Origin of the sequence: Lysinibacillus fusiformis (genome assembly GCF_002845985.1) — a bacterium.
Taxonomy (GTDB): Bacteria; Bacillota; Bacilli; order Bacillales_A; family Planococcaceae; genus Lysinibacillus; species Lysinibacillus fusiformis_D.
In genome coordinates, this window is the sequence record NZ_PDFK01000001.1 from 739827 (window position 1) to 751957 (window position 12131).

The following is a 12131-nucleotide window of genomic DNA, read 5'->3' on the forward strand; positions in this document are numbered from 1 at the left end:
TTACTCAGCAGCCTTTTTGGCAAAGGTTGTATTCACAAGTTTGTCATATTCCACTCGTTGAGGAAGTTCACCTGCTTCCTCCATAATTGTTTGCAAGTTATCCCACTCTCCTTCATCGAGAACTGGGTCAGTAGCATAAGAGCCCTGCGCTTTGTAACGCTCAATCACGGTTTCAATGATCGCTATATCGACATTTTCAAAATATGGCTGAATCATTTTTGCTACTTCTGCTGAACTCTCATTTTGTACAAAATCCTGTGCTCGTTGCAATGCATTTGTAAAAGCCTGAACCGTTTTCGCTTCATCCTTTAAATAACTACTTTTTGCCATAAAAGACGTGTAAGGAAGATTGCCAGACTCCGTTCCAAACGAAGCTACGATATAGCCTTTCCCCTCTTTCTCAAAGACGCTCGCAGTTGGTTCAAATAATTGTACATAGTCACCAGTACCTGAGGCAAAAGCAGTAGCAATATTGGCAAAATCAATATTTTGAATAAGTGTTAAATCATCTACAGGGTCAATGCCATGTTTTTTCAACACAAATTCTCCTGCCATTTGAGGCATACCGCCTTTACGTTGCCCCAAAAATGTTGAGCCCTTTAATTGATCCCACGAAAAATTATTCATTTTATCTCTTGCTACTAAAAAAGTACCGTCAGTTTGTGTTAACTGTGCAAAATTTTGAATGGGATCATTAGCACCTTGTAAAGTGACATAAATAGATGTCTCTGATCCAACTAAAGCAATATCAATCCCGTCTGAAAGTAACGCCGTCATAGTTTTATCGCCACCTGCAATCGTTTGTAGCTCAACAGAAAGACCCTCCTCCTCGAAGAATCCTTTCTCAAGTGCTACATATTGTGGCGCATAGAAAATTGAACGAGTTACTTCTCCTACTTTGACTTTTTCTAGCTCTGCTTTATTACATGCTGTCAAAGAAAGGAGTAACAAAGCAATGACACCTAATAGCAAACCTTTTGTAAGCCCACGCATTCCCTTTCCTCCTTGATGTGATGAAAATAAGCCTATCGACATTAACTTATTCACATTAGAAGATTTCGGTGCCTACCAATTTATTTTGATTTAGCAATTATTTAGCGTCAGGTACATCAAATAATATTTTTGAGAAGGCACTTTTCGAGCAAGCTCGAGAATTGATACAAAAGAAAACAGCCTTAGCGTAATAATTGCTAAGACTGTATAAAAATTCTTATTATAAAATACATACTTGTTACTGATTGGTAGCTTGTTGCTCTTCTCTTTTTTCACGCCATAATCTTGTTTTATATACGATTAAAATTAAGGCTGCTACAATCAGACCCTCAATCATTGGCAAGAATAGGGCAAAAAACGTTAGCATGATACAACCTAAAAATAGGAACGCATAAATAATAATGTTTTGAGATAGTTTTAATTTCTTGGCAAAGCCTAACTTATAGACAATGGCAGAAAGTGCAAATACAAGAAGAAATACAACATAGCCTGCAATTTCATAGCTTGGTAAATTTTCGTATAAAAATCTAGTTATACCCGCCATTCTTCCATAAACTCTTGTTGTTTCATCGGAACTTGTCTGTGCAGCAACTTGAATAACATTTAGTTCACCCAATAAAGCGGACTTAATATCCAAGACTCCTCTTCCTTTCATGTCAGCGGAAAATTATTGTTCTGCGTTACGTAATTTTTTCGCTGCTTTCTCACGTTCATTTTTATCAAGAATTTTTTTACGCAGACGAATAGATTCTGGTGTGATTTCTAAGTACTCGTCATCACCTAGGTATTCAAGCGCTTCTTCTAAAGATAAAATACGTGGTTTTTTAATAACATTCGTTTGGTCTTTATTTGCTGAACGGATGTTTGTTTTTTGTTTCATTTTTGTGATGTTTACAGTGATATCAGCGTCACGAGTATTTTCTCCAACGATCATACCTTCGTAAATATCTGTACCTGGCTCCAAGAACAGTGTACCACGGTCTTCAATTTGCATCATCCCATAAGTTGTTGATTTACCAGTTTCCATTGAAACTAGTACACCTTGGTGACGTCCACCAATTTTACCTGGTAGTAATGGTTGGTAGCAATCAAACGTATGGTTGATGATACCGAAACCTTTTGTCATCGACATGAATTCAGTAGTATAACCAATTAAACCACGAGCTGGTACTAAGAACGTTAAACGAACTTGACCACTGCCGTTGTTCACCATATCAAGCATTTCACCTTTACGTGCACCAATTGATTCAATAATTGAACCAACATTTTCTTCTGGTACATCGATTTGAACACGTTCGAATGGCTCACATTTTACGCCGTCGATTTCACGCACGATTACTTGCGGTTTAGATACTTGTAATTCGAAACCTTCACGACGCATATTTTCAATAAGAATTGATAGATGAAGCTCACCACGACCTGAAACTGTCCAAGCATCTGGAGAATCAGTATCTTCAACACGTAAAGATACGTCCGTTTGTAATTGAGCACGTAAACGCTCTTCTACTTTACGAGAAGTAACCCATTTCCCTTCACGACCTGCGAATGGCGAATTGTTTACTAAAAATGTCATTTGTAAAGTCGGCTCATCAATACGTAATGGTGTAAGCGCTTCTTGGTGTTCAACAGGACAAACTGTTTCACCAACGTTGATGTCTTCCATACCTGAAACGGCGATTAAATCACCAGCTTTTGCTGTCTCTACTTCTTCACGTTTTAAACCGAAGAAACCAAAGATTTTCGTTACACGGAAGTTTTTCACTGTACCGTCTAATTTCATCAGTGCAACTTGTTGACCTACAGAAATTGTTCCACGGAATACACGACCAATTCCGATACGTCCAACGAAGTCATTATAGTCAAGTAGAGCTACTTGGAATTGTAATGGATCTTCTGAGTTATCCACTGGTGCTGGAATAGCCTCGATCACTTTTTCGAATAGACATTTCATATTTTCTTCTTGTTTAGATGGATCTGCGTCCAAAGAAGCTGTACCATTTACACCTGAAGCATAGACAACAGGGAAATCTAATTGATCGTCATCTGCACCTAACTCGATAAATAATTCAAGCACTTCATCCACTACTTCTAGTGGACGAGCTGAATCTTTGTCTACTTTATTAACAACAACGATTGGTGTTAAGCGTTGTTCTAATGCTTTTTTCAGTACGAAACGTGTTTGAGGCATACAACCTTCATACGCATCGACAACTAGTAAAACGCCGTCTACCATTTTTAAAATACGTTCTACCTCACCACCGAAGTCAGCGTGTCCAGGCGTATCAAGGATGTTGATACGAGTTCCTTCATAGTTTACTGCTGTATTTTTAGCTAAAATCGTAATACCACGTTCGCGTTCAATATCATTAGAGTCCATTGCACGTTCTTCAACACGTTCGTTTGAACGGAATGTACCTGATTGTTTTAGTAATTGGTCGACTAAGGTAGTTTTACCATGGTCAACGTGGGCGATAATTGCGATATTGCGAAGATCTTGACGTAAGTTTGTCATTATTCCACTCCATATTCTTTTTTCGAATGTTTAACTGTGATATTATAGCACAAGAAGGATAGAAATGTCCTTATTAGAATTTCCATCATTCTAAAAAATATATTTGATTTACAAATTTTTTATATAGGAGGCTAGGCTATGAATCGTGCAAAAATCGTAATGGCTATCTATGCATTAGCAGCTGTACTAGCAATGTGCTCTATCGGCTATTCTGTTGCGGCTAGTAGTGTATTTGGTGCAATAGCAGGTATTGTGGCAACTTGTGTCATTTTCATGACAGCCTTTAAAATGAAGCGTAAACTACGTACACAAGGCTTACTTTAATCAAGTATGCCTTGGCAGATGTTAATTTAGCTGGTTGAAAACCCACTGAAAAAATAAGCAATCAACATGAAAAGGAGCTGTCTAGTTACTAGACGGCTCCTTTTTATTTAATCGTACGGCACAATATATTTTTCTAATAATTCTTTATGGATGGAAGGATTGGCGATGATAAAAGTATCTTGATGGAGGAAATCAAAGCCTTCTCCATGTAAATTTGTTGCAACTGCCCCAACCTCCTGAGCAATGATGGTTCCGCCTGCAATATCCCATGGTGCTAGTCGCATGGAGACATATGCATCTAGTTTGCCACTAACAACAAATGCAATTTCCATTGCCGCTGACCCGTAGGATCGTGTACCACGCACTTTGCGAACCATTTCTATCACCTTTTCATGGTGGATATGTCGATTGGGTGCCACCCAATGTGCATTAATGCCTATGACCGACTCCTCCATTGAGACAGACTGTAGTTTACGCAATGGTGAATCATTATACCATGCCCCTTGACCTTCAATGGCATTAAATAAATCCTCTCGCATAACATCAAATATGTACCCTAACTTTCCAACACCATTTACAAAAATACCGATAGAAATCATAAAATGACGATGTTGTTTGACGAAGTTCATCGTGCCATCAATCGGATCAATAATCCAGACAACACCATCTAATGATTCGACCTTTTCGCCCATTCCTTCTTCCCCTAAAATTTTATGGGTTGGATCAAAAGCTTTAATTTGCTCGATAAAAAATAATTCGGTCTCTCGGTCAATATTGGTAACGAGATCATTTGCACCTGATTTTGTCTCAATAACTAGATTATACGAAAAAGCCTCTCGAATACGTCTTCCAGCTTCAAAAATGATACTTTTTGCAAATTCATCAATTTGTTGTAAATGCACTCAAAACCCACCCTTCGAATATAAGAAAAGGCTCTCTAGCTCTCTTTATGCTCCTCATACCTTTTCCATCACTTAACCATTTGTTTCGACTATAAAAAAACAGAGGACTGCAATTTGATATAATTTCTATTTTACCCTTTGTCACAATAAAAATCACCTGCTGTCGGAATATTCAGCAAGTGATTTTTTAAATAGGTATTAAATTTTGATTACGCATAGGCGTGCAAGCTTTCAAGTTCCATCTGTATTTCAGCCAGACGTTTTTTACTTTTTTCAATTTCAATATCATTTTTTTCATTCATCGCCTCAAAGAGTGATGCTAATTCATAATCTAATTCTAATTGTAAAATGTGTTCATATTGCTTTTCAATGTCAACTTTACGTATAATTTTTACGATAGGTTTCATAAAAAACACTTCCTTTTTTAATTTTTTTTACAAAAACTTTTTTATTTCGATAAAGTTCTTGTTATAAGATTTTTTCCCAAAATCAGCGTAAAATAAACCTTATAAAACGAAAGGAGTAAAATAAAATTGCCAAAAACAAAGTGGACAAACAAAGACTTTAATGTTTTTACAATAGACGGTTTAGAACAAAGAATGGATGCTTTAACTTCCCTTGTACGTCCAAAATTCAATCAACTAGGAGAGGATTTTTCTGCTTATTTCTCTAGCCAACTAGGTGAAGAATTCTTCCCTCATGTTGCCAAACATGCTCGAAGAACTGTTAACCCACCAAAGGATAGTTGGGTTGCCTTCGCTCCCTATAAAAGAGGTTATAAATCATTGCCTCACTTTCAGATTGGTCTATGGCACACACATTTATTCATCGTCTTAGCTATTATTTATGAAGCACCGCAAAAAAATGTTATGGCTGAGCGTTTACTTGCCCATAAATCTTTATTGGAGCAACTTCCTACTGATTTTATTGTGTCAGGTGATCATATGTCCCCTGAGGCCATTTCTCTCGAAGAGGCAAAAGAAGACAAGCTTGAAGCATTGCTTATACGACTACGAGATGTCAAAAAAGGTGAGTTCTTGGTTGGTCGTCACATTCCAAAAGAGCAAGCGACAAAGCTAACAGCTAGCGAGTTACAACAATTAACAGAGGAAACATTTAATCGCTTACTTCCTCTTTACAACGTCATTGTTGGAAAATAGTTTTACTTAGATTCATTTAATGATGATTTTTATTGATGTAGTTTATGCAAAATGTCGTTTTTTAACACAAAAAATTAAAAAATGGATGTGAGTTGTGCTCACATCCATTTTTTATCGACCGTTTTTAGGGACAATTTTTATAAGCATCCCATCTTCGGCTTCCTTGGTTTGTTTGACGACAGGATAGCTAATATAGCCACTTGCCTCTTCGAATTCTCGAAAAATTGTTTTTTCCTCTGCTTGAGATGGAACAATCTCTTTAAAGCGACGATATTTAGCCAGCATGACTTCACGCTTGATGCCCTTTTCATAAGCTTTCTCAATTCCTTCAAAGAATTGAACGACATCCACAATTTCCTCTGTGGACCAATCAGTTGAAAACGGATAAGAATATTCCATTCGACAAAACCACCTTTATGTTATTGCCCCCATTTTAACCGGATACTTTCAGCTTCTGCAACCATTCGATTAATAAGTTCCGCTACGGTTGGGATATCGTGAATCATTCCCGTCACTTGACCAGCCCAGCCAAAGCCTTCATTTTGATTGCCATCGTAAATAAAACGCTTATTGGCTGAACCACTGATATAGTCTTTTAAAGCCTCATATGTTGGTGTTTTTTCCTCAATTTCTAAAATCTTTGTCGTAAATTCATTACGTAAAGCTCGTGCTGGCGCGCCGATAGAACGCTTAATAATCGTCGTATCAGCCTCCGTACTAGCAAGCAGAGCCTCTTTATAAGCCTCTGATGCATCGACACATTCTTTTGTGGCAATAAAGCGTGTGCCCATTTCAATACCTTCAGCTCCCAATGCGTGTGCAGCTAGCCAACCACGCCCATCACCAATGCCTCCAGAAGCAATGATTGGAATTTTCACACTATCAACCACTTGAGGAACTAGCACCATTGTGCCAACGTCATCTCGCCCAAGATGACCTCCCCCCTCTTGACCAACAACCATCACAGCATCTGCTCCTAGTTGTTCAGCTTTTTGGGCTTGTCTACGAGCAGCTACAAGTACCAATTTTTTGATAGCTGTTCCTTTTAGCAACTCAAAAATAGGTGCTGGGTTTCCTCCAGTCATCGTAATAACTGGTACTTCTTCCTCAACTGCAACGCGCACCATCTCCTCAAAGCCTATACCATGCAGACCAATCGCAAAATTTACGCCAAACGGTTTATCTGTTAATGTTCGGACTTTCTGGATCTCTGCTCGTAATAAATTAGGATCTCGTAAGCTCATGGCTGTTATTTGCCCTAGACCGCCAGCATTCGATACAGCTGCCGCTAAATCAGCATATGCTAAATAGGCTAACCCTCCTTGAATAATGGGGTATTTAACCTGCAAAAGCTCCGTCACACGTGTATTCCAATTCATAGTACCTCCCCTTTCGTTCGATACTAATTTCTCTTTATCCTGAAAAAAACCTTTTATTTTTATGAAAAGTCTATTTTTTCGTGTCGTTAGGTGCTATAATTCATTTGTTTTCTTAGATATTATAAAGTGAGGTGGTACCTGCGTTGTCACAACTAGAGACTCCATTGTTCGACGTATTACTTAAACATCGGAACAGACATCCAATTCAATTCCATATTCCAGGCCATAAGAAAGGGCAAGGGATGGACCCTGCTTTCCGAGAATTCGTCGGCGACAACGTTTTATCAATTGATTTAATTAATATTGCTCCACTAGACGATTTACATTCACCAAAGGGTGCTATTAAAGAAGCACAAAGCCTTGCAGCTGAAGCCTTTGGTGCTGATCATACATTCTTTTCCGTCCAAGGTACTAGTGGCGCCATCATGACGATGATTCTGACCGTCGTCGGCCCAGGTGATAAGATTCTAGTGCCACGGAATGTTCATAAATCTATTATGTCGGCGATTGTATTCGCTGGTGCAATTCCAATTTTTATTCACCCAGAAGTCGACAGTGAATATGGAATTTCTCATGGCATATCGCCTGAAGCTGTCGAAAAAGCGTTGAATGCTTATCCAGACACAAAAGCTGTACTTGTTATTAATCCAACTTATTTTGGCTTTACAGCTGATTTAAAGCGCATTGTCGAAATCGCTCATGATCGTCAGATTCCAGTAGTCGTAGACGAAGCACATGGTGTACACATAAAATTCCATGATGACCTACCGTATTCAGCAATGGAGGCAGGTGCAGATATGGCAGCAACAAGTGTACACAAGCTCGGTGGCTCCATGACGCAAACTTCCATTTTAAATGTCCGTGAAGGTCTTGTTTCAGCGAAACGTGTACAAGCTGTCTTTTCCATGCTAACAACGACATCGACTTCATATCCATTACTCGCTTCGCTTGACACAGCTCGTCGCCAGCTAGCCATTCATGGATATGATTTAATCGACGATGCATTGCGTTTAGCAAAAGATGCGCGTAAACGCATCAATCAAATAGCGCACTTAAAGTGTGCAGGTAAGGAAAAATTACATTCATCGGCGACCTATGATATGGACCCATTAAAACTGCTTATTAGTGTAAAAGATTTAAGTATTTCTGGTCATAGAGCTGAGGAATGGTTACGATATAATGCCAATATTGAAGTGGAACTGTCTGACCTTTACAATATTTTATGTTTAGTGACATTGGGAGATACGAAAAAAGAAATTAATCTTTTAGTAAATGCACTTACTCGTATGTCAAAAGCATTCGATTCTGAAGCGGCTATCACAGAAGCTGTAGTGAATGTACCAGAAATCCCAGCTCTTGCCATGTCACCACGTGATGCCTTTTATGCCGATACAGAAGTCGTTCCTCTTGCAGAAGCGGATAACTGTATTTGTGCAGAATTTATTATGGTCTATCCTCCTGGAATTCCGATTTTTATTCCCGGGGAAATAATTACACAAGAAAATATTCATTATATTCAAATGAATATTGAAGCAGGTTTACCAGTACAAGGACCCGAGGATACAACATTGAAAACAATTCGGGTAATAAAAGAACGAAAACCTATTTTTTAAAAATTAAAAGCTAGTTCTTCATTGTGAAGAGCTAGCTTTTTCATTATCTCTAAAACACTCATGTGAGCTTTGCTATGCTTGGATATCATTGCAGCTTTAGAAATTTCTCTTTACCTGTCCCAATCATTATTAATTACATAATAAATGGTACTTGAATATTACTTAAGAATTTATGATTTGCTTTTTGAAGCTTTCAACTAATAAGCTAAAAATTAGAATAAGCAATCTATATTATTTACAATATAAAAAAGGGAGTGAACTAAATGAATACTTGGGATCAACGTTTTCAAGGAGCAGAATACGTTTATGGCGAACAACCTAATGCCTTTATTAAAGATTATGTATATTATTTGAAAGATTCCCCTAATATCGCCGCCTATGCAGAGGGTGAAGGACGTAATGCTGTTTTTTTAGCCACAGCTGGACATACGGTTACTGCCTATGATTATGCACAGAGTGGCCTTCAAAAAACTGAACAATTAGCACTGAAGCATCAAGTGACAGTTCAAACTAAGCTAGCCGATTTACTGCTGGATGAGCTTCCCGTTAATAAATATGATGCGGCCATTATGGTATTTGGACATTTTCCAGCAAAGCAACAACAAACGGTCATACAAAAGATTATCGATTCAGTCAAACCAGGAGGGCGAATTATGATGGAGTTATATTCCATTTATCAGCTCCCTTATGCTTCAGGTGGTCCACAGCAACTCGATTTTTTATATAACCCTTTAGATGTCCTTCAATGGTGTCAAGCATATAAAATTATCCACTTTTTTACAGGTGAGCAAATTCGACATGAAGGAATGCTACACACTGGGCTAGCCCATACGATTCAATTGATTATTGAAAAAAGCTAAAGAGGTTGTCTCAAATAGTTTTTGAGACAACTCTTTTTTTGCACAAAGCGACAATTGGATTATAAAAATAAATAAACAAATAAAGGACAGAAAAATGCCCCAATAACAGCGGTTAAGCCCATCGATAATGAACCAACTGATAATTCCTGTTCCCCATATTCTCTTAATTTTACAAGACCTACACCATGTGAGGCACTGCCTACAGCCACACCTCTACTAACGGCCGAGTTGATTTTGCCATATTTAATAACGAATGGTCCAATAATAGCCCCTACAAATCCTGCAATCATCACAAAAACAGCAGTTAGAGGCGGGATACCCCCTATCGTTTCGCTTACCTGCATCCCAACAGGCGTGGTTAATGATTTAGGTAAGGCCGTCAGCATCCAGCTAGACTTTACACCAATCCATTTTAGTAATACAAAAATTGTCATTAAGCCTGTAATCATACCGATGAAAAGTCCTGATAAAATAGAATACTTATATTTTAGAATAATAGCTCGTTGATTATAGAGAGGATAGGCAAGTGCGACAACTGCTGGTCCAAGCATTTTCTGAAGCCATTCTCCACCTCTCATATATGTTGCATATGGAATATCGAATATAAGTAAAATCATCACACTGACCACTGTAGTAGTGACCAAGGGGATCATGATGGGATGTGGAAATCGCTGATAAAGCTTTGTGAACAATACAAACATAATGACGGTACTTAGGACAACAATTGCTTCAATCAACCGTTAACTCTCCCTTCCCTTCATCAACAGTGGTTTCCGTACCTTCTTTTTTCGCCAATTCTTTTTTCTCAATGATTTGTGTCAGTAAACCCGTGACATAAATAGAGATTAATGTACTAGCAATAACGGCTAAAATAATCAACAGGCCAGTGACTGACATGAGTTCTGGATAATCAATAACACCTACCGTTGCTGGTATGAAAAACAATGTTAACATACCAATTAAAAAACTGGCACCGTCTTGAATATATTCCACCTTAATGATTTTAAACATGAGTGAAAGTGCTAATAATAGTAATCCAATAACACTTCCTGGAAGAGGTATGTGTAAATATGTTACTATTCCCACCCCCATGTAATAAAAAATCGTCAGTATGCCAATTTGAGCAATGATACGAATAACTCGCAACAATAGCGCAGCAAAATTTTCGTTCAACATTTCGCCACTTTTCACCCCCTATATCGTTCATTCTACATCTGCAAGAATTTTCTGTCTATTATAATTTTAGGAAAATAATATAAAAAAAGAAAGCGGATGGCTTTCTTCTTTTAATTAAGAGAAATATAGGGGTTGTCTCATCATAATTTAATGAGACATCATTAAAATTATTTTCCTAAAAAAGATTATCCTATTTATAATGCGTGACCAGAGCCACCATCAATATTCACTGAAGTCCCTGTAACATAACTTGCTGCATCAGAAACTAAAAATGTGATGACGTTAGCGGCTTCTTGCGTATCACCTACACGTCCAAGTGGAATAGTTTTCCCTACCATACGAGAATATTCTTCCCACGATAAATTAGGTTCTTCCTTTTTCCAATTCTTTTCGATCTGATCACTGCGAATAAGCCCAATACATACAGAATTTACGCGAATATTATCCTTCCCTAAATCCTTGCTCATCGCTTTTGTCAAAGCAAGTCCCGCAGCGCGGCTAACTGTAGTAGGAAGCGAGCTTGCTGGAGGTGTCTTAGCCATCACCGCTGTCACATTAACGATTGCACCTGCACCAGCCTTACGCATATATGGTGCAGCATATTTGGAGCAATGTATAGCCCCAAATACTTTTAAATCTAAATCTGCTTGCCACAGCTCACTACTCACTGACTCAAAGGGATTCGCTGAAGCCGTACCTGCATTATTAATGAGAATATCAATGCGTCCAAAATGTTCTACTGTACGCTCAATTAAATACTTACAATCCTTTTCCTTTGTAACATCAGCTGGAACAATTAAAACATCCACATCCGTTTCATTTTTAATACATCCAGCCGCCACCTGTAGCTGTTTTTCTCCACGTGCGCAAAGTACAACATGAGCCCCCTCTTTGACAAGTTGCATGGCCGTATAATAACCAATTCCTTTACTCGATCCTGTAATAATTGCTACTTTCCCAGTTAAATTAAGCTCCACTATGAAATCCTCCCTTACTTTCTACAATGCTATCATTATACCATTTATCGATTATTCAGAATAATTAAAGGAGCTTGCAAATAATAGAAATAATATTTGAAGGCAATACCACTACCTGATTATCAATGTAGCCGACTCACGCACCAAGCTAATACAGTAAAATAGCTAAAAAGCATGTAGTTGGAAAAACAACTACATGCTACATAGTGTGGAAAAACAAAACTATCCATAGAAT

The 12131-nt window shown here is 38.0% G+C and carries 14 protein-coding genes; 4 read left to right on the top strand and 10 right to left on the bottom strand.

Going from position 1 to position 12131, the window contains the following annotated elements:
• The 3 genes from CRI88_RS03775 to typA form a co-directional block, all read right to left on the bottom strand.
• Window positions 1-993, bottom strand: coding sequence for an ABC transporter substrate-binding protein (locus CRI88_RS03775; protein ID WP_058843452.1), 993 nt, complete (start codon window positions 991-993; stop codon window positions 1-3).
• A gap of 238 nt (window positions 994-1231) precedes the next feature.
• Window positions 1232-1630, bottom strand: a complete 399-nt coding sequence (locus CRI88_RS03780; RefSeq protein WP_036125369.1) for a YlaH-like family protein — start codon at window positions 1628-1630, stop codon at window positions 1232-1234.
• Between the two features lie 30 nt (window positions 1631-1660).
• Window positions 1661-3505, bottom strand: coding sequence for a translational GTPase TypA (gene typA, locus CRI88_RS03785; RefSeq protein ID WP_036125372.1), 1845 nt, complete (start codon window positions 3503-3505; stop codon window positions 1661-1663).
• 138 nt (window positions 3506-3643) lie between these two features.
• Between typA and CRI88_RS03790 the strand changes: the two genes are divergently transcribed.
• Window positions 3644-3829 carry a DUF5325 family protein gene (locus CRI88_RS03790; protein ID WP_036125374.1) on the top strand — a complete coding sequence of 62 codons (186 nt, stop codon included), beginning with the start codon at window positions 3644-3646 and terminating at the stop codon, window positions 3827-3829.
• A 107-nt stretch (window positions 3830-3936) separates the two neighbouring features.
• On the opposite strand, the gene CRI88_RS03795 is transcribed toward CRI88_RS03790, so the two are convergent.
• Together CRI88_RS03795 and CRI88_RS03800 are read right to left on the bottom strand one after the other, a co-directional pair.
• Window positions 3937-4731 (bottom strand): inositol monophosphatase family protein, encoded by a 795-nt coding sequence (locus CRI88_RS03795; protein ID WP_036125376.1) that lies wholly within the window; start codon window positions 4729-4731, stop codon window positions 3937-3939.
• 209 nt (window positions 4732-4940) lie between these two features.
• The gene (locus CRI88_RS03800) at window positions 4941-5138 is read right to left on the bottom strand and encodes a hypothetical protein (protein WP_036125378.1); all 198 of its coding nucleotides are present in this window, start codon (window positions 5136-5138) and stop codon (window positions 4941-4943) included.
• Window positions 5139-5264: 126 nt separating this feature from the next.
• Here CRI88_RS03800 and CRI88_RS03805 point away from each other — a divergent pair, with 126 nt between their 5' ends.
• Entirely contained in the window at window positions 5265-5891 is a 627-nt protein-coding gene (locus tag CRI88_RS03805; RefSeq protein ID WP_036125380.1) for a YktB family protein, read from the top strand.
• Between the two features lie 111 nt (window positions 5892-6002).
• Here the strand turns inward: CRI88_RS03805 and CRI88_RS03810 are convergent, their stop codons facing one another.
• Window positions 6003-6290 carry a UPF0223 family protein gene (locus CRI88_RS03810; protein WP_036125382.1) on the bottom strand — a complete coding sequence of 96 codons (288 nt, stop codon included), beginning with the start codon at window positions 6288-6290 and terminating at the stop codon, window positions 6003-6005.
• A 20-nt stretch (window positions 6291-6310) separates the two neighbouring features.
• Window positions 6311-7270: an NAD(P)H-dependent flavin oxidoreductase gene (locus tag CRI88_RS03815; RefSeq protein ID WP_058843450.1), complete on the bottom strand. Its 960-nt coding sequence runs from the start codon at window positions 7268-7270 to the stop codon at window positions 6311-6313.
• Between the two features lie 143 nt (window positions 7271-7413).
• Between CRI88_RS03815 and CRI88_RS03820 the strand changes: the two genes are divergently transcribed.
• Both CRI88_RS03820 and CRI88_RS03825 read left to right on the top strand, forming a co-directional pair.
• Window positions 7414-8883, top strand: coding sequence for an aminotransferase class I/II-fold pyridoxal phosphate-dependent enzyme (locus CRI88_RS03820; RefSeq protein ID WP_101966400.1), 1470 nt, complete (start codon window positions 7414-7416; stop codon window positions 8881-8883).
• A 263-nt stretch (window positions 8884-9146) separates the two neighbouring features.
• On the top strand, window positions 9147-9743 hold the full coding sequence (locus CRI88_RS03825; protein ID WP_058843448.1) for a class I SAM-dependent methyltransferase: 597 nt from the start codon (window positions 9147-9149) through the stop codon (window positions 9741-9743).
• A gap of 59 nt (window positions 9744-9802) precedes the next feature.
• Here the strand turns inward: CRI88_RS03825 and CRI88_RS03830 are convergent, their stop codons facing one another.
• The 3 genes from CRI88_RS03830 to CRI88_RS03840 all read right to left on the bottom strand — a co-directional run bounded on the left by CRI88_RS03830 (window position 9803) and on the right by CRI88_RS03840 (window position 11896).
• Window positions 9803-10480, bottom strand: coding sequence for an LrgB family protein (locus tag CRI88_RS03830; protein WP_058843447.1), 678 nt, complete (start codon window positions 10478-10480; stop codon window positions 9803-9805).
• Entirely contained in the window at window positions 10473-10919 is a 447-nt protein-coding gene (locus tag CRI88_RS03835; protein WP_058843446.1) for a CidA/LrgA family protein, read from the bottom strand. Before CRI88_RS03835 ends, CRI88_RS03830 begins: the two co-directional genes overlap by 8 nt.
• Window positions 10920-11113: 194 nt before the next feature.
• Window positions 11114-11896, bottom strand: coding sequence for an SDR family NAD(P)-dependent oxidoreductase (locus CRI88_RS03840; RefSeq protein WP_058843445.1), 783 nt, complete (start codon window positions 11894-11896; stop codon window positions 11114-11116).
• Window positions 11897-12131: the final 235 nt, after the last annotated feature.